The following is a 25,427-nucleotide window of genomic DNA, read 5'->3' as shown; positions in this document are numbered from 1 at the left end:
CCGCAATAGATTGCCGATGTAGCAAAGCACTCATGACTGCCAACAAAGCGGGGAGACGAAGATGGGCTTTAGCAACAAAGTGAAGGTGATTGCGCTGGCCGCGGGTTTGTCGATGGCGGGGGTATCGCAGGCGCAGTCGCCCAAGCCGGTGAACATAGGCGTGATGACCGACATGTCCGGCCTGTACTCGCAGATCGGAGGGCGCGGGTCGGTGGTGGCGGCCCAGATGGCGGTGGACGACTTCGGCGGCGAGATATTCGGGCGTCCCATCAAGGTGTTGTCGGCGGACCACCTGAACAAGCCCGATGTGGCCGCGGCGCGGGCGCGGGAGTGGGTGGACCGCGACGGCGTGGTCATGATGACGGATGTGCTGGGCTCGGCGACGGGGCTGGCGGTCCAGAATCTGCTGGCGGAGAAGGACTTCGTCATCATGAACACGGGCACGGCGACCTCTGCCATTACCAACAAGAACTGTTCTCCCTACAGCACGCACTGGTCGTACGATACGCAGGCGATCGCCGCGGCCAGCGCCACGGCGACGCTGGCCGAGCAGGGCGACAGCTGGTATTTCATCACGGCCGATTATGCGTTCGGCCACATGCTGCAGGCCGATTCCACGAAGGTGCTGCTCAAGGGCGGCGGCAAGGTCGTGGGCACGGTGAAGCATCCTTTGAACAGCGGCGATTTTTCTTCCTACATCCTGCAGGCCCAGGCCTCGGGCGCCAAGGTGATCGTGCTGGCTAATACGGGCGGGGACGCCACCAACGCGCTCAGGCAGGCCAAGGAGTTCGGCGTCATCGACGCCGGGCAGAAGGTGGTGCCCCTGCTGATTTTCGACTCGGACATCAAGGCCCTGGGGCTGGATGCCGTGCAGGGCGTGAAGTACACCACCGGCTTCTACTGGGATTTCGACGACCGCACGCGTGAATGGTCCAAGCGCTTCTTCGCCAAGCACAACGCGCAGGCCAGCATGGTGCAGGCGGCCACGTATTCGGCGACCTTGAATTATCTGAAGGCGGCCAAGGCGGTGGGCAGTTTCGATCGCGACAAGGTGATGGCGAAGCTGCGCGAGACGCCGGTCGACGATATGTTCGCGCGCAACGCAACCCTGCGAGACGACGGCCTGCTGGTGCATGACATGTACATGGCGCAGGTCAAGCGGCCGTCTGAGTCGAAGAGCGAATGGGATATCGCCAAGGTCATCAAGGTGATATCGGGCAAGGACGCCTTCGCGCCGATTTCGGAAAGCGAGTGTCCCTACCTCAAGAACAAGAGCTGAAAGCGCGCTGTCCGGATTTCGCAACGAGGAGAGAGGCAATGGAGAAGATAGGCTTTATCGGCCTTGGCCGCATGGGCAAGTCGATGGCGTTGAATCTGCGCAAGGCCGGGTTCGACCTGCTCGTGCTGGATATCAACCCCCAGGCCGCGCAGGAACTGGTCGCCGCCGGGGCCGTCCAGGCCCGGGACGTGGCGGAGCTGGCGCGCGCGTGTGGCATCGTCATCACGATGCTGCCTTCGTCCAAGGAAGTGGAGGCCGTGGTGCTGGGCGAGGACGGCGTGCTGGCGCACGCCAGGGCCGGCGCGCTGATCATGGACATGAGCACGATCGATCCGCTGGCGACCGACAGGCTGCATGCGCTGGCGACGGCGCAGGACCTGCACTGGGTCGATGCGCCGGTCGGCCGGCTGGCCGAGCATGCCGACCGCGGCGAGTCCCTGTTCATGGTGGGGGCCGGCGATGCGCAGTTTCAGCGCGTCAAGCCGCTGCTGGAAGCGATGGGCACCACGATTTATCACTGCGGCCCGGTCGGTTCGGGCGGGCGGACCAAGCTGGTCAATAATTTCGTGGCCGTTTCGCTGTGCCAGATCAATGGCGAGGCGCTGGCCCTGTCGCAGCGTTTCGGGCTGGACATCACCAAGACGCTGCAAGTGCTGTACGGGACGTCGGCCACCAACGGCCAGCTCCGAATGAACTTTCCCAACAAGGTGCTGATCGGGCGGACCGAGCCGGGCTTTACGATAGACCTGGCCCACAAGGATATGTCCCTGGTGCTGGCCGCCGCGCATGCGTCCAGGGTTCCCATGCCGGTGGCGGCCGCGGTGCACGAGTCGTTCAGCCTGGCGCGGGCGGCGGAATTCGGCGGGCAGGATTTTTCGTGTATTGCCGATGCGCTGTGCCAGTTGGCCCATATCGACCGGGCGCGCGTTCCGGAAGGATGGAAGCCGGGCTGATCGGGTTTTCCCTTTTTCCGTCCTCCAGACAGAGCGAAGCCCCGGATCCGGAGATGGACAGACCGGGGCTTCTGGCCGATTCGCGCTTCCTCAGACCCTTGGCAGGGTTGCTCCCTTCGTACTCGCGTATCGGTTAGAGTCGAGCGTAGTTGCATTGCCGCCGCCTGTCAGTTGACCGATATCAAGAAATGGGCGGCTCAGCGGCCTATCGGTCCTAGAAGGAAAACGGCGCCCGAATCATGAGTTTCAACAGTACCCTGAAGGCCTGGGCCAGGCGGATCAAGCGGGATGGCGTGACGCTGTGGTTCGCGGGCAGGCATCCGGATACGCCCTGGTATGCGAAGGCGCTGGGGATTTTCGTGGTGGCCTATGCGCTCAGCCCCATCGACCTGATCCCGGATTTCATACCGGTGCTGGGCTATCTGGACGACGTGTTGCTGCTGCCGGCGCTGATCTGGCTGGCCATCCGCTTGCTGCCGCCGCCGGTGCTGGCGGACTGCCGGCGCCAGGCTGAGGAATGGATGCAGGCCCGCGGTGCCAAGCCGGCCAGCAAGGCCGGCGCGGCGCTGGTCGTGGCGCTGTGGATCGGACTGGCGGTGGCCGCGTGGCGCTGGCTCGGCGCCTAGGCCTTGGGCACAGGCCATGCTGAAACTGCAATATCTCCTTTCAGGAGCGGCCGATATGTCTACCCCCGATCCGCAGGTTCCTTCAAGCGAATCCCGCAAGCGCGCCCGCACTCGCAAGGCGCGCGGCCCCTGGGCCATGCTGGCGTTCTGGCTGGCCGCCGTGGCGGTGCTGTTCTTCGTCGGCGTGCTGGTGCAGTGGCTGCAGTAAGCCGCCGGCGGTACGGCGGTTGCTGACAGGCAATCTCATGTCGCCGGCCGCCGTTCCGGGCGGCCGGGCTTACCGGAGATTGCCATGACACGCCTTTCAGAAATCATGACCGCCGAACCGGCCTATCTCTCCGAAGGAGAGACCGTGAGGCGCGCCGCCGAACTCATGGCCGACCTGGACGTGGGCGAGCTGCCCATCTGCGACGGCCGGCGCCTGGTCGGGGTCATTACCGACCGGGACATCACCGTGCGCTGCACGGCGCGCGGGGTCGCCCCGGATACCGCCAGTGTGAACGACGCAATGTCGGAACGGCCGATATGGTGCTATGACGACGACACCGTCGAGACGGCCAAGGGGCTGATGGAGAGCGAACAGGTCAGGCGCGTGCTGGTGCTCGACCGCAACAAGCAGCTGGTCGGCGTGGTCTCGCTGGGGGACATAGCGGCCAAGGCCGGGGCGGCGGGCAATACGCTGGCCGAGGTGTCGCAGCCGTCGCAGCCGGCGCGCTGAAGCGGGCGGGGCGGCACGTAGGAGCCGCCCCGGGGCCGCTGCCGCGGCTTACTTCGAGCCGCCGGTGTTGGGGTAGCCCGGAGGCGGCGTGGCGCCGCTGCCCGGCGTGGCGGGCACGTTCTCGTTGGGCTCCCGGCGGCGCTCCGATTTGCCATTTTTCATGTGCTTGTCGGACTTCATCTGGTCATGCCTGTCCAGGTTGGGCGGGTTGGTCGGCGTGGTCGAGCCGGCGTTGGGCGCGGGCGCCTTCTGTCCCGGCGGCACCGGCTGGTTGGGCGGCACGGCGGTGCTGTCGTTCGGCGTGTTGGACGGCGAGGTGGGCGTGGCGGACTGGGCCAGGGCCACGCTCGAGGCCAGTCCGACGGCCAGGGCCAGTGCATGGGTGAGAACTCGGATCTTCATGTGTACGCTCCTTGCGTGGGAATGGTCGGCGAAGTTCCGCAAGCGCCATGCCCACCCGCGCCAGCGGCGCGGCATTTTTTGATGCGCGCCATGCGCGGCACGGCGGTTGCTGGTGCGCTGCCCATCTTCGATCCGTCGCGCAATCCCATGGAAACGCCTGCCGTCCATCCCGCCGTTGGCGAGCCGCGCTGCCTGCCCGGCGCCTTCGTCGTGGTTTCGCCGCACCTGGACGATGCGGTCTTCAGCTGCGCCGGCCTGCTGCGCGCGCACCCGGGCAGCGTCGTGATCACCGCTTACACAGGCTTGCCGCAAGCCGCGCACATGTCCACCGACTGGGACCGCCGTTGCGGATTCCCGACCGCGGCCGATGCGATGGCGGCGCGCCTGGCCGAGGACCGCTTGGCGTTGGCGCAGGTCGGCTGCATGGGGTTGGGCCTGGGTTTCGTGGATTCCCAGTATGGCGAGCAGCCGCCGGACGGCCAGGCGCAGTTGGCCGACAGCCTGGTGCGCGTGTTGGCGGGGCTGGGCGCGGATCGGGTGGCGCTGCCGCTGGGCCTGTTCCATGACGATCACGTCCGGGTCAGCGACGCGGGGCTGGACGCCTCGCGGGCCTGTCCGGGCCTGTCCTGGTTTTTTTACGAGGATGTGCCTTACCGTAAGCGGCCGGGCGCGGTGCAGGCGCGGCTGGCGCAGCTGCGCGCCCGCGGCGTGATGGCGACGCCCGCGCCGCTGAAGACCGACCTGGCCGGCAAGGCCGACGCGGTGTCGGCCTATGCGTCGCAACTGCGCGGCCTGGGCGGCCTGCCCGACGCCGGCGCACAGGCCGAGAGCTACTGGCGGGTAGCCGGCGGCGAGGAGCCGCGGGCGTGAGCGACCCGGCCATATCGCCCCGCGTATCCGTCGTGGTGCTGACCCATAACCGCTGCGAGGAACTGTGCCGCAGCTTGCGCCGGCTGCCTGGCCATCATCCGCTGTTCGTGGTCGACAACGGCAGCACCGACGGGACCGCGGCGCGCGTGGCGCAGGCGTTTCCCCATGCGGTGCTGATCCAGGCCGGCGCCAATCTGGGCGCGGCCGGGCGCAACCTGGGCGTGGCGCGGGTCGCGACCCCGTATGTGGCGTTCTGCGACGACGACACCTGGTGGGCCGCCGGCGCGCTGGAACTGGCCGCGGACCTGCTGGACGCGCATCCCGAGGTGGCGGTGCTCAATGCCGGCATCGCGGTGGGGCCGGAAGAAAGAACCGACCCGGCCTGCGCGGCGATGGCCGACAGCCCGCTGCCGGCCATCGCCGGGGTCGGGCCGGAGCTGACGGGCTTCATGGCGGGCGCCTGCGTCATGCGGACCGCCGCCTTTGTGCAGGCGGGCGGCTATTGGGAGGCGCTGTTCATCGGCGGCGAGGAAGAGCTGCTGGCCATGGACATCATGGCGCGGGGCGGTCGGATCGCCTACGCGCCGCAGCTGCGCGTGCATCATTGGCCTTCGGCGGCGCGGGACCGGCCATTGCGCCGCCGGATGCTGGCGCGCAACGCGCTGTGGACGGCATGGCTGCGCCTGCCCGCGAGGCTGGCGCTGGCGCGCAGCGTGGCGGCCCTGCGCGCGCTGCCGGGCTGGGCCGCCAGGGCGCGGGCCTGCCGCGACGCGCTGGCGGGCTGGCGGCTGATCCGCGCCCGTCGCCGGCCGCTGGACGCGGCCGTCTGCGAGCGGCTCGAACAGGTCTGGCGGGGACGGTTTCCCCGGGAACGCGACTTGCGCGCGGCTCGCGCCACGCGGCGCTAGCGCCTGCCAAACGGAGGATGCCCATGAACCCCATACCCCTGGCCGCCTACTGGGAGCGCGACGCGGCCGCCCAGGCCGTGCGCCTGGCGCTGCCCATGCTGGAGGCCGCGCGCGCCGACCCGCGGGTGGGCGAGAGCGGTTTTTTCCATGTGGTGATCATGAATCCGCTGGCGCGCCCCGGCGCCTGCGATTTCGCCGACGCCATCCTGTACCAGGAAAGCATCGGCGATCCTGAACAATGGGACGCCGACTACGGCGCCTATGCGCGCGGCAAGGCGCGCCTGAGCTGGCGCACCGGCCTGTCCAGCCATGAGGTCCTGGCGCTGCGGCCGCACCTGCTGCACGCCAAGGACACGCGGGTCTGGGGCAGCGTGGCGATGGACGGCATCGTGGTCGCGGTCAGCGGCGCCAATCCGTGGTTCGACGAGGCGTTCGCGGCGGCGGTCGCGCACTTGTTCAAGGCGGTGGTCCAGGGGCGCCAGGAGCAGGGCTGATCCTGCCCGCGGAATGGCGTTTGCTGGCCCGGCGCGGATCGCCCTGGAGGCCGCGCCATGAACCCACCCGAGAACAACGACCCAGACTTCGCCCGCAAAGAGGTCACGCGCAGTATTGCGCGCGCGCTGTGGAAGTACCGCCGCCGCACGGCCGCGGCGGTGGGGCTGCTGGTGGCGGCCAAGCTGCTGATGGTGCTGGTGCCAGTGGTGCTCAAGCTGATCGTGGATACGCTCGGCGCGCCCGGCGCGCTGACGCTGCCCGTGTTCCTGCTGCTGGGCTACGCGCTGATCCGCTTCGGCGGCAGCGTGTTCACGGAGCTGCGCGACGTGGTCTTCGTGCGGGTGGCGCAGCGCACCGTGGCCGATTTCACCGTGCGCGTGTTCGAGCAGCTGCAGCGGCTGGGGGCGCGCTTTCACGGGGCGCGCCAGACCGGCGGCCTGGCGCGCGACGTGGAGCGCGGCACCGCGGGCGTGGGTTTCCTGCTGGGCACGGGGCTGTTCACGCTGCTGCCCACGCTGATCGAGATCGTGTCGGTGGTGCTGATCCTGGTGATGGGATACAGCGTCTGGTTCGCGCTCATCGTCACGGTCACGTTCGTGGCGTATTTCAGCTACACCACGGTGCTGGTGCGCAAGCGCGTCGTCTACCAGCGGCGGCTCAACGAGCTGGACTCGCGCGCCAGCGGCAGGATGGTGGACAGCCTGCTCAATTACGAGGCGGTCAAGGTCAACGCCAACGAAGCGCTGGAGTCCGAGCGCCTGTCGAAGGTGCTGCGCGAATGGACCGACGTCGGCATCCGCAACCAGCGTTCGCTGTCGCGCCTGCACGTCGGCCAGAGCGGGATCATCGCCTGCGGCGTGGCGGCGGTGATGCTGCTGGCGGGCCAGCAGGTCGTCAGCACGCAGATGAGCGTGGGCGACCTGGTGCTGGTGAACGCCTACATCATCCAGATCTGCCTGCCGCTGAACACGCTGGGGCTGATTTTCCGCCAGGCCAAGGAGGCCTTCGTCAACGCCGAGCGCGTATGCGACCTGCTGCGCTATCCGCCCGAGACCGGCGACGACGCGCGCCTGCCGGCGCTGGAGCCGGGCGCGGGCGAGATCCGCTTCGAGAACGTGGGCTTCGGCTACCAGCCCGGACGCCAGATCCTGTGGGACATCGACCTGGCGGTGCCGGCGGGCACCACGCTGGCGGTGGTGGGCGGCAGCGGTTCGGGCAAGTCGACGCTGGCGCGCCTGCTGCTGCGCTTCTATGACGCCGACAGCGGCCGCATCCTGATCAACGGCCAGGACCTGCGCACCGTGAACGTGCGCAGCCTGCGGCGGGCGCTGGGCATCGTGCCGCAGGACACGCTGCTGTTCAACGAGACCATCGCCTACAACATCGCCTACAGCCGGCCCGAGGCCACGCGCGACCAGATCGTGCAGGCCGCGCGCGGGGCGCGGGTGCACGATTTCATCGAAAGCCTGCCCGACGGCTACGAGACGCCAGTGGGCGAGCGCGGCGTGAAGCTGTCGGGCGGCGAGCGCCAGCGCATCGCCATCGCGCGGGCGATCCTGAAGAACCCTTCCATCCTGGTGTTCGACGAGGCCACGTCGGCGCTGGACACGCGCACCGAACGCGCCATCCAGGCCGAACTGGAACGGCTGTCGCGGGGGCGCACCACGCTCATCATCGCGCACCGTCTGTCCACCATCGTGCATGCGCACAACATCGTGGTGCTGGACCGCGGCCGCATCGTCGAGCAGGGCCGCCACGACGATCTGCTGGCGCGGCAGGGCATGTATGCGCAGATGTGGGCGCTGCAGCGCCAGCAGTCCGCGCTGGATGAAGCGCGCGACCGCGAGACGCGCCAGCCGGTCAACCTGATGGCCGTGGTGGCCGGGGTGCTGGACGCGCTGCGCGACGCCGCGCAGCAGAAGGGCGTCAACCTGTACACGCTGATCGGCAGCGAGGCCGCGCGCATCACGGGCGATCCCAGCTCCTTGCAGCAAGTGGTGTGGGACCTGTGCCTGCACGCCATCGCGGTCACGCCGCCGGGCGGACGGATAGAAATCCGCCTGCACCGCGAAGGACCGATGACGCGGCTGGCCGTGACCGACGGCCGCACCGGGCGCGCGGACGAAGAACCGTCCGCCGAAGCTGACGTTGCGCTGAACGTTCCCGATTCCATCCGCGCCGCGGCCGCGCTGGACCCGGCGCAACTGGCCGCGCGCGTGCAGCGCCAGGGCGGGGTCTTCCATAGCGTGTCCGCCGCCACCGGCGGGTTGACGTATTCCGTGGACTTTCCGGTGCGCGCCGTGGAGCCCGCGGAGATCCGCCCCGACATGCATCTATCGACCTTGCAGGACGCCTACGTCATGGTGGTGGACGACCAGCCCGAAGCGCGCGAGATGCTGGCCGAAATACTGCGCGACAACGGCGCGCGGGTGGCCGAGCACAAGGATGGCGAGCAGGCGCTGGCGGCCTTCGAGGCCTTGCCGGTGGAGCAGTGGCCGCAGGTGCTGATCTGCGACCTGACGCTGGGCGACATCGACGGCTACGAAGTCGTGGGCCGCATCCGCGCGATGGAGGCCGAACGCGGCGCGGCGCTGGCCCACCGGCTGCCGGCCATCGCGCTGTCCGGCCACGTCAGCCAGGAAGCGCGGCTGCGCAGCCTACTGGCGGGATTCCAGGTGCATCTGTCCAAGCCGGTGGACCCCAACGAATTGCTGGCCACGGTCGGATCGCTGCTGCCCGCGAGGCGGCCGGGCACTTCTTACACGCGCGGGTAAGAAGTGCCGGGTACATCGCGCGGCCGTCCATCGCGCCCGTACAGAACCGTTTCGGCACATCACTTGCTTCTCCCCGATGCGTAAGCCTGCCAGCCGCCCGGCGGCTCGCGATTTCGCAACAGGGAGAAGACGATGAAGCAAGATCCAAGGCAAGCGCCGTGGCACGACGCCGACGACTACGACAGGGACCCCGGCCGGGAAGCGTCCCGCGGCGGCCCCTATCGGCCGGCTTCGCAGCGCGGATGGCGGCCAAGCGAGCCGGACCCTGACCGCGACCGCGACCGGTCCGGTCCCGCCGGACGCCGCGAGCCGTGGCGCGATCCGGCGCCGTCCTACGGCTACCAGGGCGAAGGCACGCGCAGCCCCGGCGCCCGCATGACCCGCGGCGGCCTGCGCAGCCGCAGCGCCGATCCGGGGCAGAGCAGCTACGGCGGCTTCAGCCGCGAAGATCCCTCGTTCCAGCGCCAGCAGGTCTACGGTTCGCGCGAGCCGTCCTATAGCGGGCCGACTTCCTACGGCGACGAGGAAGGCGGTTATTACGGGGACCGTCCCGTATGGGAAGACGAGCCCGATCTGTCGTTCGAGACCGCCGAGCGCGGCGGCTATGACCGCGGCCTGCAGGCCTGGCGCGACCGCGGTTCGCGGCGTATCGACCCCAAGGGCTATGTGCGCACCGACGAACGCGTGCGCGAAATCGTGTGCGAGTACCTGGCCCACAGCGGCCTGGACGTCAGCGACGTTTCGGTCAGCGTGTCCGAAGGCTGCGTGACGCTGGAAGGCACCGCGCCCGACCGCCGCACCAAGCATCGCATCGAAGACAGCGTGGACGCCTGCCCCGGCGTGCGCGACGTCGACAACCGCATCCGGATCGCCAGCCCAGGAGCCGCATCATGAAGAAAATCGCCCTCATCAGCGAACACGCATCGCCGCTGGCGGTCGCCGGCAGCGTGGACAGCGGCGGCCAGAACGTCTATGTGGCGCACGTGGCGCGCGAACTGGCGCGCGCCGGCGTGCAGGTCGACGTGTTCACCCGCAAGGACAATCCGGCGCTGGAGCCCGAACATGCCTGGCTGCGCAATGTGCGCGTGATCCATGTGCCGGCCGGGCCCGACGCCTATCTGCCCAAGGAGCAACTGCTGCCGCACATGGACGCGTTCTCCGACTATCTGATGCACTACTTCGGCGCCCAGGCCCGCAGCTACGACGCCATCCACGCCAATTTCTTCATGTCGGCGATGGCCGCGCTGCCGGTTTCGCAGCGCTACGGCATCCCGCTGGCGGTGACCTTCCATGCGCTGGGCAAGGTGCGCCGCCAGCACCAGCAGGAGGCGGACCTGTTTCCCGACAGCCGCTTCGACATCGAGGAAGAGATCATCCGCCGCGCCGACCGCATCATCGCGGAATGTCCGCAGGACCGCCGCGACCTGATGGAACTCTACGGCGCCGACCCGCGCCGCATCGCCATCGTGCCCTGCGGCTACGACGCCGCCGAGATGATGCCGCAGACCCGCGCCAGCGCGCGCGCGGCGCTGGGCTGGGACGACGGCGCGTTTACGCTGCTGCAGCTGGGCCGCATGGTGCCGCGCAAGGGCGTGGACAACGTGATCCGCGCGCTCGGCCGGCTGCGCCGCCGCCACGGCGTGGACGCGCGGCTGTGCGTGGTGGGCGGCAATACCGACGACGCCGACGAAACCGCGACGCCGGAGATCGGCCGGCTGCGCCGCATCGCCGAAGAGGAACAGGTGGCGCCGTGGGTGGAATTCACCGGCCGCCGCCATCGCGAAGCCCTGGCCACTTACTACAGCGCCAGCGACGTGTTCGTGACCACGCCGTGGTATGAGCCTTTCGGCATCACGCCGGTCGAGGCGATGGCCTGCGGCCGTCCGGTGGTGGGTTCGGACACGGGCGGCATCCGCAGCACGGTGGTGCATGGAAAGACCGGCTTTCTGGTGCCGCCGCGCGACCCCGACAGCCTGGCCCGCCGGCTGGCCGAGCTGGCCGTGGATTCGACGCTGAGGGCGCGCATGGGCGAGGCCGGCAGGCTGCGCGCGCGCCGTCTGTACACCTGGAAGCGCGTGGGCGAGGATCTGCTCGCCATCTACCGGCAGATGGAGCCGGGCGCGACGCAGGCGCTGCGCCACGCCGCGCGCATCGCCGCCTGAAGGAGGCCGACATGCATGAATACGAAACCCTGGACGGACGCGTGGTGCTGGTGACCGGCGGCGGCAGCGGACTGGGCGCGGCCCTGTGCGAGATGCTGGCGCGCGAAGGCGCGCGCGTGGCGGTGGCCGATATCGACGAGCAGCGCGCGCACGCGCTGGCTTCCCGGCTCAAGCAGGACGGCGCCGACGCGATGGCCTGCATCATGGACGTGGGCGTGGTGGCCGACGTGCGCGAAGGACTGGACGCCGTGGTGCGCCAGTTCGGCAAGCTCGACGCCATCGTCAACAGCGCCGGCGTGGACGTGACGGCGCCCATCGATCAGCTCGACGCGGACGTCTGGGAGCGCGTGCTGCGCACCAACCTGACCGGCCCGTTCCTGATGGCCAAGCTGGGCAAGGACCGGCTGACGCCGGGCGGCCATATCGTGAATATCGCGTCCACGGCGGCGCGCCGCGCCTGGCCCAACGCCAGCGCCTATCACGCCAGCAAGTGGGGCTTGATGGGCCTGTCGCATGCGCTGCACGCCGAATTGCGCGGCGCCGGGCTGAAGGTCAGCGCGGTGATCGCCGGCGGCATGCGCACGCCGTTCCTGCTGGACCGCTTTCCCGACATCGACACCGGCACCTTGCAGGACCCGGCCAACGTGGCGCGCGCCGTGCGCTTCGTGCTCACGCAGCCGGGCGAGACCGTGGTGCCGGAGGTGATGGTGCTGCCCATGAAGGAAACGTCATGGCCCTGAGGCCCGCCGTATTCCTGGACAAGGACGGCACGGTGCTGGCCGACGAGCCCTACAACGTCGATCCCGGCCGCATGGCGTACGCGCCGCAGGCGTTCGCGGGCCTGGCGCGCCTGGGCGCGGCCGGCGCGGTGCTGGTCGTGGTGAGCAACCAGCCGGGCGTGGCCAAGGGCCTGTTTCCGGCCTCGGCGCTGGAGCCGGTGCACACCCGGCTGGCCGCCATGTTCCGCGCGGCCGGCGCGCACCTGGACGGGTTCTATTGGTGTCCGCACCATCCCGACGGCGTGGTCGAGGGCTATGCCGGGGCCTGCGATTGCCGCAAGCCGCGGCCCGGGCTGCTGCTGCGCGCCGCGCGCGAACTCGGCCTGGACCTGCGGGCGTCCTGGCTGATCGGCGACATACTCGACGACGTCGAAGCCGGCAATCTGGCCGGCTGCCGCAGCATCCTGCTGGACGTGGGGCACGAGACCGAATGGCGCGCCGGCCCGCAGCGTGTGCCGTTCGGCCGCGCGCCCGACCTGGATGCCGCCGCCCGCATCGTGCTGGCCGCCGCGGCCGGGGAGGCCTGAGATGGCCTGGGACTGGCGCGAATGTCCGCACGTGCTGTGCGTGCGGCTGGACAATATGGGCGACGTGCTGATGTGCAGCCCCGCGCTGCGCGCGCTCAAGCAAAGCGGCGCGCGCCGCCTGTCGCTGCTGACTTCCACGGCGGGGGCGCGGCTGCAGCCGCACCTGCCCGACGTGGACACTGTGCTGGCCTACGACGCGGCCTGGATCAAGAACGACACGCAGGGACGCGAGCAGGACGAGCGCATGATCGCGCGGCTGCGCGCGCTGCGTCCGGACGCGGCGGTGATCTTCACCGCCTACAGCCAGAGCGCGCTGCCGGCCGCGCTGCTGTGCCATCTGGCCGGCGTGCCGCGCGTGCTGGCCCACAGCCGCGAGAATCCCTACCGCCTGATCACGGAATGGGTGCGCGAGACCGAGCCGCAGGCCGGCATCCGCCACGAAGTTCGGCGCCAGCTCGACCTGGTCGCCAGCATAGGCGCGCGCTGCGCGGACCAGCGCATGTCGTTCCAGGTGCGCGCCGAGGATCGCGAATCGCTGCGGCACAAGCTCGACCACGAAGGCGTGACCGAGACCGGCGGCTGGATCTGCGCGCATGCCGGGGCCAGCGCCGCATCGCGGCGCTACCCCGCGCAGCAGATGATGCAGGCGCTTGTCGGCCTGCGCGCCGAAGGCCGCCGCGTGCTGCTGCTGGGCGGGCACGAGGACCCGGCGCTGGAGGATGCGCTGGCGCACGCGCGCCGCCTGCTGCCCGGCCTGATCGACCTGTCCGGCCGCCTCACGCTGGGCGAACTGGGCGCGGCGCTGGAGGCGGCCGCCGTGCTGATCTGCAACAACAGCGGTCCGGCGCACGTCGCGGCCGCGCTGGGCGTGCCGGTGGTGGATCTGTACGCCCTGACCAATCCGCAGCACACGCCCTGGCAGACCCCCGCCCGGGTGCTTAACCGTGACGTGCCTTGCAAGTACTGCTATCGCAGCGTCTGCCCCGAAGGCCACCAGGCCTGCCTGGCGGGCGTCGAGCCGTCCAGCGTCGCCGAGGCGGCGCGCGAACTGATGGCCGCAACCGGCAGGGCGCGCGCCGCCCAGGAGGAATTCCCATGTTCACTTTAGGCATCAACGCGGCCTACCACGATTGCGCCGCGGCGCTGGTCGCCGACGGCGTCGTGCTGGCGGCGGCCGAGGAAGAGCGCTTCACCCGGGTCAAGCACGGCAAGCGCCCGGTTCCCTTCACCACCTGGCAGCTGCCGTACTACGCCATCGACTACTGCCTGTCGGCGGCCCACATCAACCTGCGCGACGTGGATCACATCGTGTATTCCTACGATCCGGCGCTGCTGGCCGAAGGCCGGCCGCCCGGCGCGGACATCCGCCTGCCGCTGGAGCCGTCGCGCGCCGGCGCGGGCGAGGAAGGCAGATCGCCCTGGGATCCGCTATTCCTGTCGTACCTGGTGAACGCGCCGCGCCAGCTGCTCGACGGCGCGCCCCATCACCTGAAATCGCCTCGCTTCGACGGCCTGACGCTGCAGCACATCATGGACCGCTGGGTCTACCTGGACCATCACCTGTCGCATGAGGCCAGCGCCTTCCTGGCCGCGCCCTGCGCCGAGTCCGCGGTGCTGACCATGGATGGCCGCGGCGAGCGCACGACCACCAGCTACGGCAATTTCAGCAACGGCGAGTACGCGCGGCTCAAGCAGATCGACCTGCCGCATTCGCTCGGCCTGCTGTACGAAGAGGTCACCAGCTATCTCGGCTTTCTGCACTCCAGCGACGAGTACAAGGTGATGGCGCTGGCCTCTTTCGGCAAGCCGACGCTGCGCAAGGAGTTCCGCGAGATCCTGCAGCTGGAGGAAGAGGGCGGCTACTCGCTGCATCCGGCGCGCCTGGCCGAGCGCTTCGGCCCGCCGCGGCGGCGCGGCGCGCCCTTCGAAGAGCGCCACAAGAACATCGCCAGTTCGCTGCAGTACGTGCTGGAGGAAACCGCGCTGCACATGGTCCAGTGGCTGCACGAAAAGACCGGCGCGGCCAACCTGAGCATGGCGGGCGGGGTGGCGCTGAACTGCGTCATGAACGCGCGCATCGCGCGCGACGGCCCGTTCGACAGCGTCTGGGTGCAGCCGGCCGCGGGAGACGCCGGCACCGCGCTGGGCGCGGCCCTGTACGTGGACTACCACCGGCGCGGCGGCAAGCGTGAATGGACGATGGAGCACGCGTACCTGGGGCCGTCCTATCCGGACGAGGAGATCGAGCGCTTCCTGTATGCGTCGCGCCTGGATTTCCGGCGGCTGGACGACGTGGCCGGCGAGGCCGCGGCCCTGCTCGCGCAGGAGAAGATCCTGGGGTGGTTCCAGGGGCGCATGGAATTCGGGCCGCGCGCGCTGGGCGCGCGCTCCATCCTGGCCTCGCCGCTGGACGGCGCCATGCAGGCGCGGCTCAACGGGCTGAAGGACCGCGAGGACTTTCGCCCGGTCGCCCCTGTGGTGATGGAAGAGCGCGCGGCCGAGTGGTTCGACGGCCGCGGCGGCTCGATCTGCGCGCCGTTCATGCTGTTCGTCTATGACGTGCTGGCGCACCGGGCGCAGCAGATTCCGGCGGTGCGGCACATAGACGGCACGGCGCGGGTGCAGACGGTGCGGCGCGACCAGAACCCGCGCTACTACGACCTGCTGGCCGCGTTCGAGCGGCTGACCGGCGTGCCGGTGCTGGTCAACACCTCGTTCAACACCCGCGGCGAGCCCGTGGTCTGCACGCCGCGCGACGCCGTCGAATGCTTCTGGACCTCGCCGCTGGACGCGCTGGTGATCGGCCCCTACCTGATCGAGAAACCCCGATGAGCCGCGTCCCCGCCCAGCCCTTGGTATCGGTCGTCGTGCCTACGTACAAGCGGCCGGACCTGCTGGCGCGCTGCCTGGAGGCCCTGGCGCGCCAATGCTACGCCCTCGACGACTACGAAGTGCTGGTCTGCGACGACGCGGCCAGCAGCGCCACCGAGCGCCAGGTCGGCGAACTGCGCCAGGCCTGGGGCAACCGGCCGGCGCTGCGCTACCTGCCCGTGACCGGCACGCGCGGCCCGGCCGGCGCGCGCAACCTGGGCTGGCGCAGCGCCAAGGCGGAGATCATCGCGTTCACCGACGACGACACCATCCCCGAGCCGGAATGGCTGGGCAACGGCGTGCGCGCGCTGGCGCCGCAGCTGGCGGCCGTGGCCGGCGCCACCGAGATGCCCATCCCCGACCCGCCCAGCGACTACGAACGCGACGCGGCCGGCCTGACCCGTTCCGAATTCATCACCGCCAATTGCTTCGTGCGGCGTTCGGCGCTGCTGGCCGTGGGCGGCTTCGATCCGCGCTACGCCATGGCGTGGCGCGAAGACTCCGACCTGCATTTCGCCTTGCTGGACCACGGCCTGAAGGTGCGGCGCGAGCCGCGCGCGCGGGTGCTGCATCCGCTGCGCGGCCAGCGTTTCGCGGCCGGGCTGGGCATGCAGAAGAAGGCCATGTACGACATGCTGCTGCGCCGCAAGTATCCGTCGCTGTACCGGCGCCGCATCCGTTCCACGGCCTGGCGCTATTACCTGGTGGTGGCGGCGGCCTTTGTTTCGGCCGTGGCGCTGGCCGCGCTGGGCCATGCGCAGGCCGCGCTGGCGGCGGCGGTGCTGTGGGCCGGGCTGAGCGTGAATTTCTTTGTCCGCCGCCTGCGCGGCACGCGCCGCGGCGTGCGCGAGGTGATCGACCTGGCCGTGACGTCGGCCTGCATTCCGCTCTTGTCGATCTGGTGGCGCTGCGTGGGCTGGGTCCGCTACGCGGGCGTGCGCAGCGCCGGGAGGCGCGCATGACGCCGCTGCTCGATCCCGCCTCTCCGCCGGCCAGCATCGCGGTGTTCCGCGCGCTGCAGCTGGGCGACATGCTGTGCGCGGTGCCCGCCCTGCGCGCGCTGCGGCGCGCATTTCCGCAGGCGCACGTCGCGCTGGTGGGGCTGCCCGGCGCGCGCGAATTCTGCGCGCGCTTCCACGCCTATGTGGACGAACTGATCGAGTTCCCCGGCATCCCGGCGTTTCCCGAGCAGCCGGCGCGGCCGCAGGCGCTGCCGGCGTTCTTTCGCCGCATGAGCCGCAGCGGCTACGACGTGGCCCTGCAGATGCATGGCAGCGGCGCGCGCTCCAATCCACTGGTCGAACGCCTGGGCGCGCGCCGCTGGGGCGGCTTCGTGGCCGAGGCCGCCGCCGAGATCCCCGGCCAGCGTCTGGCCTGGCCCGACGGCCTGCCCGAGCCGCGGCGCTATCTGGCGCTGCTGCGCCATCTGGGCCTGCCGGCCGAGGACGACGGCCTGGAGTTTCCCATCGGCGAAGCCGACCGGAACGAGGCGCGGCGCCTGCTGCGCGAGCACGCGCTGGACCCGGCCAGGCTGGTGCTGATGCACGTGGGCGCGCGCTTGCCGTCGCGGCGCTGGCCGCTGGAGCGCTATGCGCAGGTCGCGCAGGCGCTGGCCGGGCAGAGCTGGCAGGTCGCGCTGACCGGAACCGAGGCCGAACGCGGCATGACCGCCGAACTGCGGCGGCGGGCGGGCGTGCCGCTGGCCGATCTTTGCGGCGCGACCGCGCTGGGCGGCCTGGCCGCGCTGGTGGCCGGCTGCCGCCTGCTGGTGTGCAACGACACCGGCATCTCGCACGTGGCCGCCGCGGTCGGCGCGCGCAGCGTGGTGATCGCCTGCGGCAGCGATGCGGCGCGCTGGGCGCCGCTGGACCGGCGCCGCCACGCGGTGCTGGCGGCCGACGCGCCTTGCCGGCCGTGCGCCTACGAAACCTGTCCGATCGGCCATCCCTGCGCCCTGGCCGTGAGCGTGCCGCAGGTGCTGGCCTGCGCGCGGGCGCAACTGGGGAGGGTTGAACCATGATGCCGACAACAACGCCGCGCGCCGCGCGCCGCCTGCGCATCCTGACCTGGCACGTGCATGGCAATTACCTGTATGCGCTGGGCCACGTGCCGCACGATTTCATCGTGCCGGGGCTGCCCGGCGGCCCGCCGGGCTACGGCGAACTGGGCCGGCGCATCCCGTGGACCGGCAACGTGGTCCAGGTGCCCGCGCAGGACCTGCGCTCGCTGCGCTTCGACTGCGTGCTGTACCAGTCGCGCCAGAACCTGGACGACGCCCGGCTGCTGCTGGACGACGAGCAGCGCGCCTTGCCCTGCGCGTATCTGGAGCACAATCCGCCGGCCCCGCATCCCACCGACAGCGTGCATCCGTTTCGCCACGAGCGCGGCCTGACCGTGCACGTCACCCCGTACAACGCGGCGATGTGGGACTGCGGCGACATGCCGGTGCGCGTGGTCGAGCACGGCGTGCCGCCGCCCGCGGCGCACTACGACGGTTCGCTGGCGCGCGGCGTCGTCGCCATCAACCATCTGGCGCGGCGCGGCAGGCGCATCGGGCTGGACCTGTTCGAGGACATGCGCGCGCGCACGCCGCTGGACCTGATCGGCATGGGGGCGGAGGAACTGGGCGGCCTGGGCGAGGTGCCCAATATGGAAGTCGGCGCGTTCATGGCGCGCTACCGGTATTTCTTCAGCCCGATCCGCTACGCCAGCCTGGGGCTGTCGCTGGTGGAAGCCATGCTTTGCGGCGTGCCGGTGGTGGGCTTCGCCGCGACGGAACTGCCCACCGTCATCAGAAGCGGGGAGAACGGCTACGTGGACACCCGTCCCGAGCGGCTGGCGCAGGCGGCGCGCGCGCTGCTGGAGCAGCCAGAACTGGCGCGGCAGTGGGGCGCCCGGGGCCGCGAGACCGCGCTGGCGCGATTCGGCATGGAACGATTCGTGTCCGACTGGGTGGACGTCTTCGATACGATCCTGGAGGCTGCATGATGGACGATACTGTACGGACCGGCCGCGCGCTGGTCGCCGGCGGAGCCGGCTTTCTGGGCTCGAACCTTTGCGCCCGCCTGCTTGCCGACGGCTGGGAAGTGGTGTGCGTGGACAATTTCCAGACGGGGCGGGCGCGCAACCTGGCCGGCTTCGCCGACCAGCCGCGCTTTTCGTGCCTGCGGCATGACGTGGTCGAACCGCTGGCCGGCATCGAAGTCGACCGAATCTACAACCTCGCATGCCCGGCCTCGCCGGTCCACTACCAGGCCGATCCGCTGAAAACGCTGCGTACCTGCGTGCTGGGCTCCATGCAGCTGCTGGAGCTGGCGCGGCGCTGCGGCGCCCGCGTGCTGCAGGCCTCGACCAGCGAGGTCTATGGCGACCCGCTGGAGCATCCGCAGCGCGAGGGCTACTGGGGCCACGTCAACCCGATCGGGCCGCGTTCCTGCTACGACGAGGGCAAGCGCTGCGCCGAGACCATTTTCATGGAGTACGCGCGCCACGAAGGCGTGGTCGTGAAGATCGCGCGCATCTTCAACACCTACGGTCCGCGCATGGCGCCCGACGATGGCCGCGTGGTGTCCAACTTCATCATGCAGGCGCTGGCCGGCCAGCCGCTGACCATCTATGGCGACGGCACGCAGACGCGCTCCTTCTGCTATGTGGACGACCTGATCGACGGCCTGGTGCGGCTGATGGAAAGTCCGGCCGAGATGGCGCGGCCGGTCAACCTGGGCAATCCGGCCGAACTGACCATGCTGCAGATGGCGGACATGGTGCGCGTGCTGACCGGCGCGCAGGTGCCGCTGGTGCACCGCAACCTGCCGGTGGACGATCCGACCCAGCGCTGCCCGGACATTTCGCTGGCGCGGCGCTGCCTGGGCTGGTGGCCGCGCGTCGACCCGGCCGAGGGCATCGCGCGCACGGTGGCGTACTTCAGCGCGGAACGGGAGCTGACGGCGCGCGCGCGCCGCCGGCCGCCGGACACGGCGGCGTGGCGGCAGCTGTACGCGCCCGGTTCCCTGGCGCGCCGCTAGGGGCAGGCGCATGGCCGCTTCCAGACCGCCGCCCGAACCCCGGCCCGACGACGTCGACCCGCAGCAGCGCCCCAGAACGCTGAAGGCCTGCCGGCGCTGCGGGCTGTGGCGCAACGCCACCCAGCCCGTGCCCGGGGCCGGCGCGCGCCGCGCCGCCATCATGCTGGTGGGCGAACAGCCGGGCGACAAGGAAGACCTGGCCGGCCTGCCGTTCGTCGGACCGGCCGGCGCGTTGCTGGACCGGGCCCTGGAACAGGCGGGCGTGGCGCGCGAAGCGGTCTACCTGACCAACGCGGTCAAGCATTTCAAATGGCAACTGCGCGGCAAGCGCCGCATGCACAAAACGCCGGCGCAGGCCGAGATCCAGGCCTGCGCCTACTGGCTGGACAAGGAACTCGAAACCGTCCGGCCACGCGTCATCGTGGCCCTGGGGGCGACCGCGCTGGGCGCAGTGGTGCGCGGCCGCGGCCAGACCCTGGCGGCGGCGCTGGGCCGCACGCTGGCGCGCGATGGCATACCGGTGCTGGCGTCCTACCATCCCTCGTACGCGTTGCGCAATCCGGACGAGCAGGGCCGCCAGGCCGTGTACCGGACCATTGTGGACGCGCTGGTCCGCGCCAGGAAGCTGGCCGGCGGCTAGCGTCCGGTCCGGCGGAAATCCGCGGCATTCGGAAAAAAGTACCGACAGGGTGGAATATCTGCGCCGCTCAGTCGTCCTCCTCCAGCGTGGAGGCGTCTCCCTTGTTGGCGTCGGACGCGCGGATCACGCTGAATTCGCCGGTGGTCTCCAGATACGCCCGGTGGACCTCCGACAGGCTGGCCACGCCCTTGAGGCGCAACTGCTCCATCAGTTCGCTGCGCGTGATGTGTTCCTGCTTCAGGCCCTTGGCCAACACGCGGCCGGATTTCACCAGGCAGACCCGCTGCGGTTCGAGCAGGCGGCGCAACGGCGGGATGTAATAGCTGAGACGGTCCAGCAGATAGCTCCAGCCCACGATGGTGGCGACCACGATGATGCCGTCGCCCATGGAGTAGGAATCTCCCGACATGGCGTTGCCGGCGGCGTCGGCCACCAGCACCAGCACCAGCATGTCGGCCATGCCCAGAGAGCCCAGGTCGCGCCTGCCGGAAATGCGCAACAAGGCGTAAAGCACCCAGTACATCGTGGTGCCGCGTATCAGCATTTCGGCGAAGCCGGCCTGCAGCGCGAAGATTTCGATGAACTTGTCCATGGCGCAGCCCAAGCAAGCGCCGTGCCGGGAGGGGCTTGCGGGCATGGGGCTTGCTGCCTGGACACCATCCGGCATACCCGAGGAAGTCCGCCATGAAACCCAAAGACAGCAAGCCCAACCCGTCGGCCGACGACACCGCGCGCGAAACCCAGGCCAGCCACCGCGACGTGCAGAACCGGACCAAGAAGGAAGGCCACGTCAGCCAGGTCGGCACCGGCCAGGACCAGCAGAGCCAGCGCAACCGCGGCGGCGGCGCGCGCAGCAGAAGCTAGCGCAGCGTATCGAGAAACGCCGCGATGTCGCGCGCGTCCTGCTCGCTCAGGCCCAGGTCCGGCATGGCCGACCCGGGCTTGATGCTGTCCGGCGCAAGCAGCCAGCGCTGCATATTGGCCTGCGTGTAGGGCAGGGTGCCGGCGATGTAGGGGCGGCTGGCCAGGCCGGCCAGCGGCGGTCCCACGTGATGGTTGGCGCCCGCCACGCCGGGTATGGCGTGGCAGGTGGCGCATAGGTATTGCTGCAATGCGTCGCGCCCGGCCGCGGCGTCGCCCACGCGCGGCGCGACCGCTTGCGGGCGCGCCGTCGGACCGGCGGCGTCGGCCTGCGCCCGGTAGTCGCGCGGCGACAGCGCCGGCAGCACGCGCATGAACGCCACCACGTCCCAGATTTCGGCATCCGTCAGGCGGTAGCGCCAGGCCGGCATGCCGGTCATCCGGATGCCTTCGCGCACGATCCAGTAAATGTCGGCGGCCGGGCGCTCGCGCGCGCTGCCGACCAGCGCGGCGGGAGCCGGGTTCAGCCCCAGCGCATAGGGCTCGGGCGCGACGCCCGGCGCGCCGTGGCACTGCACGCAATGGGCCTGGTAGAGCGCCAGGCCGTTGCGCGCGCGGACCGGATCGTCCAGATCGGGGACTTCGATGTCCGCCGCGCGCCGTCGCACCGCCTGCATCTGCGTAATGTCGAGCAGGCGGTGCACGGCGATGGTGTGCGAGGCGGTGGCGCTGACGTCGTACCAGCCCCAATAGACGGCGGCCGCGCCCAGGCAGGCCCCGCCGGCGGCGCCGGCCAGCACGGTCAGGGCGGCGACTTTCCAGTTTTTCATGGCGCGCGTCCCCCGGATGAGGCGGGGGCCAGCAGAAACGCGGCGATGTCCGCGGCCTCGGCCGGCGTCAGGTCCATGTCGGGCATGGCGGTGCCCGGGTTGAAGGCGGGCGGGTCCAGCAGCCAGCGCGCCAGATTGGCCGGCGTGTTGGGCAGCGCGCCGCCCAGATAGGCGCGCCGCGCCAGGTCCTCCAGCGGCGGCCCGACGTTCGAGCGCGGCCCGCGCACGCCAGGGACCGTGTGGCAGGCGACGCAGCCGCGCGCGGCCACCAGGCCGCGGCCGCGCGCCGGGTCGGCCTGCGCCGCGGCGGGGCCGGCCGGCGCCAGCGGCGGACGTCCGTCCTCGCACCCGGCCAGCAGCGCGAGGGCGGCGGCGCCCAAGAGCGCGGCGATGGGGCGGGCATGAGCTTGCACGGCGGGCCTCCTGGCTGGCGCGTCCAGCAAGTCTTATGCCCCGTGCGGCGGGCACGCCGCGTGCTGGGCACGGGCGGCGCGGCGTCCGCCTGCGGCTGCTCGCGTCTTGGCCGGACTTCCGCTTTCTCATATGGCGCCCATCATTGCCTTCCTGCTTGCCGTCGCGCTGCCGGCCGCGTCCCGGGCGCAGACCCATTCCGTGCTGCAGCCGCAGGGCGAGGACGCGGCCCGCATCGCCGAAATCGGCTGGGTGCTGTACCTGGGCGCCGCGGCGATCTTCGTGTTGGCGGCGCTGCTGCTGGGGCTGGCGATGTACGGTCCGGCGCGGGCGCGCCGGCTGTTGGGCCGCCCGGCGCTGATCGTGGCCGCCGGCGTCGCGTTTCCGACGGCGGCGCTGACGGCCCTGCTGGTCTACGCCTTGCAGGCGGCCGCCGCCATGGCGCGCGGACCCGAGCCGGCCCTGCGCATCGAAGTGGCGGGCGAACTGTGGTGGTGGCGCGTGCGCTACCGGGACGCGGGCGGCGGCCTGCTGTTCGAAACCGCCAACGAGATCCGGATTCCGGCCGGCGTGCCGGTGGAGTTCCTGCTGCGTTCCGACAACGTGATCCACAGCTTCTGGGCGCCCAGCCTCGCCGGCAAGCTGGATCTGGTGCCCGGGCGCGTCAACCGGCTGCGCGTGCTGGCGCCCGGGCCCGGCGTGTTCCGCGGTTTCTGCGCGGAGTACTGCGGCGCCCAGCACGCCAATATGCGGTTCGAGGTGCAGGCGCTGGAGCCGGCGCGTTTCGAGCAATGGATGCAGGCGCAGCGCCGCCCGGCGGCCGCGGCCGCGCCGGCGCTGCGCCTGGGCGAGCGCGTGTTCCAGCGCGATTGCGCCCAGTGCCACGCGGTGCGCGGCACGGCGGCGGCCGGGACGCTGGGGCCGGACCTGACCCACGTGGGCAGCCGGCCCATGCTGGCGGCCGGCGCGCTGTCCAACAACGTGGGNAGCAGGCGGTGCACGGCGATGGTGTGCGAGGCGGTGGCGCTGACGTCGTACCAGCCCCAATAGACGGCGGCCGCGCCCAGGCAGGCCCCGCCGGCGGCGCCGGCCAGCACGGTCAGGGCGGCGACTTTCCAGTTTTTCATGGCGCGCGTCCCCCGGATGAGGCGGGGGCCAGCAGAAACGCGGCGATGTCCGCGGCCTCGGCCGGCGTCAGGTCCATGTCGGGCATGGCGGTGCCCGGGTTGAAGGCGGGCGGGTCCAGCAGCCAGCGCGCCAGATTGGCCGGCGTGTTGGGCAGCGCGCCGCCCAGATAGGCGCGCCGCGCCAGGTCCTCCAGCGGCGGCCCGACGTTCGAGCGCGGCCCGCGCACGCCAGGGACCGTGTGGCAGGCGACGCAGCCGCGCGCGGCCACCAGGCCGCGGCCGCGCGCCGGGTCGGCCTGCGCCGCGGCGGGGCCGGCCGGCGCCAGCGGCGGACGTCCGTCCTCGCACCCGGCCAGCAGCGCGAGGGCGGCGGCGCCCAAGAGCGCGGCGATGGGGCGGGCATGAGCTTGCACGGCGGGCCTCCTGGCTGGCGCGTCCAGCAAGTCTTATGCCCCGTGCGGCGGGCACGCCGCGTGCTGGGCACGGGCGGCGCGGCGTCCGCCTGCGGCTGCTCGCGTCTTGGCCGGACTTCCGCTTTCTCATATGGCGCCCATCATTGCCTTCCTGCTTGCCGTCGCGCTGCCGGCCGCGTCCCGGGCGCAGACCCATTCCGTGCTGCAGCCGCAGGGCGAGGACGCGGCCCGCATCGCCGAAATCGGCTGGGTGCTGTACCTGGGCGCCGCGGCGATCTTCGTGTTGGCGGCGCTGCTGCTGGGGCTGGCGATGTACGGTCCGGCGCGGGCGCGCCGGCTGTTGGGCCGCCCGGCGCTGATCGTGGCCGCCGGCGTCGCGTTTCCGACGGCGGCGCTGACGGCCCTGCTGGTCTACGCCTTGCAGGCGGCCGCCGCCATGGCGCGCGGACCCGAGCCGGCCCTGCGCATCGAAGTGGCGGGCGAACTGTGGTGGTGGCGCGTGCGCTACCGGGACGCGGGCGGCGGCCTGCTGTTCGAAACCGCCAACGAGATCCGGATTCCGGCCGGCGTGCCGGTGGAGTTCCTGCTGCGTTCCGACAACGTGATCCACAGCTTCTGGGCGCCCAGCCTCGCCGGCAAGCTGGATCTGGTGCCCGGGCGCGTCAACCGGCTGCGCGTGCTGGCGCCCGGGCCCGGCGTGTTCCGCGGTTTCTGCGCGGAGTACTGCGGCGCCCAGCACGCCAATATGCGGTTCGAGGTGCAGGCGCTGGAGCCGGCGCGTTTCGAGCAATGGATGCAGGCGCAGCGCCGCCCGGCGGCCGCGGCCGCGCCGGCGCTGCGCCTGGGCGAGCGCGTGTTCCAGCGCGATTGCGCCCAGTGCCACGCGGTGCGCGGCACGGCGGCGGCCGGGACGCTGGGGCCGGACCTGACCCACGTGGGCAGCCGGCCCATGCTGGCGGCCGGCGCGCTGTCCAACAACGTGGGCGCGCTGGCGGGCTGGATCGCCGGCGGCCAGCACATCAAGCCCGGCAACCGCATGCCGGCCTTCGACCATTTGAGCGGGCCGGAACTGCGCGCCGTGGCCGGCTACCTGGACGGCCTGAAATGAGGCCGCCGCCCAATCCGCTGCCGCGCCCGGACGGCGAACTGCAGGGGCTGGAGCGCGCCTGGCGGCGTCCGACCGGCTGGCGCGCGCTGACGGTGGTGAACAACACTTCCATCGGCCTGTTGTATATCGCCACGGCGCTGCTGTTCTTCCTGCTGGCCGGCGTGCTGGCCTTGCTGATGCGCACCCAGCTCGCCGTGCCGGATAACGCGCTGATCGGACACGCGCTCTACAACCAGCTGTTCACCATGCACGGCACCGTGATGATGTTTCTGTTCGCGGTGCCGGCGGTCGAGGCCGTGGCGGTGCTGCTGCTGCCCAACATGCTGGGCGCGCGCGACCTGCCGTTCCCGCGCCTGTCGGCCTACGCGTACTGGGCCTACGCCATCGGCGGCCTGGTGTTCTTTTGCAGCATATTCGTGGGGCTGGCCCCGGACGGCGGCTGGTTCATGTATCCGCCCTTGACCAGCACGGCGTATTCGCCGGCGCTCAACGCCGACCTGTGGCTGCTGGGCATAGGCTTCATCGAGATCTCGGCGATCGCCGGCGCCATCGAGCTGGCGGTGGGCATTCTGCGCACCCGCGCGCCCGGCATGACGCTGGACAAGATGCCGGTGTACGCCTGGGTGATGCTGGTGTTCTGCGGCATGG

Annotated in this window: 29 protein-coding genes; 24 read left to right on the top strand and 5 right to left on the bottom strand. The window is 70.9% G+C overall.

The window, feature by feature from the left end:
- Positions 1–61: 61 nt before the first annotated feature.
- The 5 genes from C1I89_RS10595 (at position 62) to C1I89_RS10580 (ending at position 3,576) form a co-directional block, all read left to right on the top strand.
- On the top strand, positions 62–1,279 hold the full coding sequence (locus C1I89_RS10595) for an ABC transporter substrate-binding protein (RefSeq protein ID WP_102772687.1): 1,218 nt from the start codon (positions 62–64) through the stop codon (positions 1,277–1,279).
- Positions 1,183–2,232: an NAD(P)-dependent oxidoreductase gene (locus tag C1I89_RS10590; RefSeq protein WP_102772686.1), complete on the top strand. Its 1,050-nt coding sequence runs from the start codon at positions 1,183–1,185 to the stop codon at positions 2,230–2,232. Before C1I89_RS10595 ends, C1I89_RS10590 begins: the two co-directional genes overlap by 97 nt.
- A 239-nt stretch (positions 2,233–2,471) precedes the next feature.
- Entirely contained in the window at positions 2,472–2,858 is a 387-nt protein-coding gene (locus C1I89_RS10585) for a YkvA family protein (RefSeq protein ID WP_102772685.1), read from the top strand.
- A gap of 55 nt (positions 2,859–2,913) precedes the next feature.
- On the top strand, positions 2,914–3,066 hold the full coding sequence (locus C1I89_RS34475) for a hypothetical protein (RefSeq protein WP_168202325.1): 153 nt from the start codon (positions 2,914–2,916) through the stop codon (positions 3,064–3,066).
- Between the two features lie 84 nt (positions 3,067–3,150).
- Entirely contained in the window at positions 3,151–3,576 is a 426-nt protein-coding gene (locus C1I89_RS10580) for a CBS domain-containing protein (RefSeq protein ID WP_102772684.1), read from the top strand.
- 48 nt (positions 3,577–3,624) lie between these two features.
- Here C1I89_RS10580 and C1I89_RS10575 read toward each other — a convergent pair whose 3' ends face one another.
- Complete coding sequence (locus C1I89_RS10575) at positions 3,625–3,978, bottom strand: hypothetical protein (protein ID WP_102772683.1); 354 nt, start codon at positions 3,976–3,978, stop codon at positions 3,625–3,627.
- An 81-nt stretch (positions 3,979–4,059) separates the two neighbouring features.
- Here C1I89_RS10575 and C1I89_RS10570 point away from each other — a divergent pair, with 81 nt between their 5' ends.
- The 15 genes from C1I89_RS10570 (at position 4,060) to C1I89_RS10500 (ending at position 20,029) form a co-directional block, all read left to right on the top strand.
- Positions 4,060–4,848 carry a PIG-L family deacetylase gene (locus C1I89_RS10570; protein WP_102772682.1) on the top strand — a complete coding sequence of 263 codons (789 nt, stop codon included), beginning with the start codon at positions 4,060–4,062 and terminating at the stop codon, positions 4,846–4,848.
- On the top strand, positions 4,845–5,756 hold the full coding sequence (locus tag C1I89_RS10565) for a glycosyltransferase family 2 protein (protein WP_102772681.1): 912 nt from the start codon (positions 4,845–4,847) through the stop codon (positions 5,754–5,756). The genes C1I89_RS10570 and C1I89_RS10565 overlap by 4 nt, the downstream gene beginning before the upstream one ends.
- 17 nt (positions 5,757–5,773) lie before the next feature.
- The gene (locus C1I89_RS10560) at positions 5,774–6,250 is read left to right on the top strand and encodes a hypothetical protein (RefSeq protein WP_102772680.1); all 477 of its coding nucleotides are present in this window, start codon (positions 5,774–5,776) and stop codon (positions 6,248–6,250) included.
- Between the two features lie 57 nt (positions 6,251–6,307).
- On the top strand, positions 6,308–9,025 hold the full coding sequence (locus tag C1I89_RS10555; RefSeq protein ID WP_102772679.1) for an ATP-binding cassette domain-containing protein: 2,718 nt from the start codon (positions 6,308–6,310) through the stop codon (positions 9,023–9,025).
- Positions 9,026–9,157: 132 nt separating this feature from the next.
- A complete protein-coding gene (locus tag C1I89_RS10550) occupies positions 9,158–9,919 on the top strand; it encodes a BON domain-containing protein (protein ID WP_102772678.1) in 762 nt (253 codons plus the stop codon).
- The gene (locus C1I89_RS10545) at positions 9,916–11,187 is read left to right on the top strand and encodes a glycosyltransferase family 4 protein (protein WP_102772677.1); all 1,272 of its coding nucleotides are present in this window, start codon (positions 9,916–9,918) and stop codon (positions 11,185–11,187) included. Before C1I89_RS10550 ends, C1I89_RS10545 begins: the two co-directional genes overlap by 4 nt.
- Positions 11,188–11,198: 11 nt before the next feature.
- Entirely contained in the window at positions 11,199–11,927 is a 729-nt protein-coding gene (locus C1I89_RS10540; RefSeq protein ID WP_102772676.1) for an SDR family oxidoreductase, read from the top strand.
- Entirely contained in the window at positions 11,918–12,493 is a 576-nt protein-coding gene (locus C1I89_RS10535; RefSeq protein WP_102772675.1) for a D-glycero-alpha-D-manno-heptose-1,7-bisphosphate 7-phosphatase, read from the top strand. The genes C1I89_RS10540 and C1I89_RS10535 overlap by 10 nt, the downstream gene beginning before the upstream one ends.
- A gap of 1 nt (position 12,494) precedes the next feature.
- The gene (locus C1I89_RS10530) at positions 12,495–13,601 is read left to right on the top strand and encodes a glycosyltransferase family 9 protein (RefSeq protein WP_102772674.1); all 1,107 of its coding nucleotides are present in this window, start codon (positions 12,495–12,497) and stop codon (positions 13,599–13,601) included.
- Complete coding sequence (locus tag C1I89_RS10525) at positions 13,589–15,325, top strand: carbamoyltransferase family protein (protein ID WP_102772673.1); 1,737 nt, start codon at positions 13,589–13,591, stop codon at positions 15,323–15,325. The genes C1I89_RS10530 and C1I89_RS10525 overlap by 13 nt, the downstream gene beginning before the upstream one ends.
- Positions 15,322–16,326 carry a glycosyltransferase family 2 protein gene (locus C1I89_RS10520; RefSeq protein ID WP_102772672.1) on the top strand — a complete coding sequence of 335 codons (1,005 nt, stop codon included), beginning with the start codon at positions 15,322–15,324 and terminating at the stop codon, positions 16,324–16,326. Before C1I89_RS10525 ends, C1I89_RS10520 begins: the two co-directional genes overlap by 4 nt.
- Complete coding sequence (locus tag C1I89_RS10515; protein WP_102772671.1) at positions 16,323–17,384, top strand: glycosyltransferase family 9 protein; 1,062 nt, start codon at positions 16,323–16,325, stop codon at positions 17,382–17,384. Before C1I89_RS10520 ends, C1I89_RS10515 begins: the two co-directional genes overlap by 4 nt.
- Positions 17,381–18,352: a glycosyltransferase gene (locus C1I89_RS10510; RefSeq protein ID WP_258231382.1), complete on the top strand. Its 972-nt coding sequence runs from the start codon at positions 17,381–17,383 to the stop codon at positions 18,350–18,352. The genes C1I89_RS10515 and C1I89_RS10510 overlap by 4 nt, the downstream gene beginning before the upstream one ends.
- Positions 18,352–19,389 (top strand): UDP-glucuronic acid decarboxylase family protein, encoded by a 1,038-nt coding sequence (locus tag C1I89_RS10505; RefSeq protein ID WP_102772871.1) that lies wholly within the window; start codon positions 18,352–18,354, stop codon positions 19,387–19,389. The genes C1I89_RS10510 and C1I89_RS10505 overlap by 1 nt, the downstream gene beginning before the upstream one ends.
- 10 nt (positions 19,390–19,399) lie before the next feature.
- Positions 19,400–20,029 carry a UdgX family uracil-DNA binding protein gene (locus C1I89_RS10500; protein ID WP_102772669.1) on the top strand — a complete coding sequence of 210 codons (630 nt, stop codon included), beginning with the start codon at positions 19,400–19,402 and terminating at the stop codon, positions 20,027–20,029.
- A gap of 67 nt (positions 20,030–20,096) precedes the next feature.
- Here C1I89_RS10500 and C1I89_RS10495 read toward each other — a convergent pair whose 3' ends face one another.
- Complete coding sequence (locus tag C1I89_RS10495; RefSeq protein WP_102772668.1) at positions 20,097–20,621, bottom strand: DUF421 domain-containing protein; 525 nt, start codon at positions 20,619–20,621, stop codon at positions 20,097–20,099.
- 92 nt (positions 20,622–20,713) lie between these two features.
- Between C1I89_RS10495 and C1I89_RS10490 the strand changes: the two genes are divergently transcribed.
- Complete coding sequence (locus tag C1I89_RS10490) at positions 20,714–20,893, top strand: hypothetical protein (RefSeq protein WP_102772667.1); 180 nt, start codon at positions 20,714–20,716, stop codon at positions 20,891–20,893.
- Here the strand turns inward: C1I89_RS10490 and C1I89_RS10485 are convergent.
- Positions 20,890–21,720, bottom strand: coding sequence for a c-type cytochrome (locus C1I89_RS10485; protein ID WP_102772666.1), 831 nt, complete (start codon positions 21,718–21,720; stop codon positions 20,890–20,892). The genes C1I89_RS10490 and C1I89_RS10485 overlap by 4 nt on opposite strands.
- A complete protein-coding gene (locus tag C1I89_RS10480; RefSeq protein ID WP_102772664.1) occupies positions 21,717–22,133 on the bottom strand; it encodes a c-type cytochrome in 417 nt (138 codons plus the stop codon). The genes C1I89_RS10485 and C1I89_RS10480 overlap by 4 nt, the downstream gene beginning before the upstream one ends.
- Before the next feature lie 130 nt (positions 22,134–22,263).
- Here C1I89_RS10480 and C1I89_RS10475 point away from each other — a divergent pair, with 130 nt between their 5' ends.
- Positions 22,264–23,181 (top strand): cytochrome c oxidase subunit II, encoded by a 918-nt coding sequence (locus tag C1I89_RS10475; protein WP_102772665.1) that lies wholly within the window; start codon positions 22,264–22,266, stop codon positions 23,179–23,181.
- A gap of 73 nt (positions 23,182–23,254) precedes the next feature.
- Here the strand turns inward: C1I89_RS10475 and C1I89_RS10470 are convergent, their stop codons facing one another.
- On the bottom strand, positions 23,255–23,671 hold the full coding sequence (locus C1I89_RS10470) for a c-type cytochrome (protein WP_102772664.1): 417 nt from the start codon (positions 23,669–23,671) through the stop codon (positions 23,255–23,257).
- Between the two features lie 130 nt (positions 23,672–23,801).
- On the opposite strand from C1I89_RS10470, the gene C1I89_RS10465 reads away from it, so the two are divergent.
- Together C1I89_RS10465 and C1I89_RS10460 are read left to right on the top strand one after the other, a co-directional pair.
- On the top strand, positions 23,802–24,779 hold the full coding sequence (locus tag C1I89_RS10465; RefSeq protein ID WP_102772663.1) for a cytochrome c oxidase subunit II: 978 nt from the start codon (positions 23,802–23,804) through the stop codon (positions 24,777–24,779).
- On the top strand, positions 24,776–25,427 hold a 652-nt coding region (locus C1I89_RS10460; protein WP_181390922.1), incomplete at its 3' end, for a cbb3-type cytochrome c oxidase subunit I. The genes C1I89_RS10465 and C1I89_RS10460, both read left to right, overlap by 4 nt.

Source organism: Achromobacter pulmonis, assembly GCF_002885955.2.
Classification (GTDB): Bacteria; Pseudomonadota; Gammaproteobacteria; order Burkholderiales; family Burkholderiaceae_B; genus Achromobacter; species Achromobacter pulmonis_A.
Note: the sequence above shows the minus strand (reverse complement) of the source record. Positions and strands in the feature narration are given on the sequence as shown.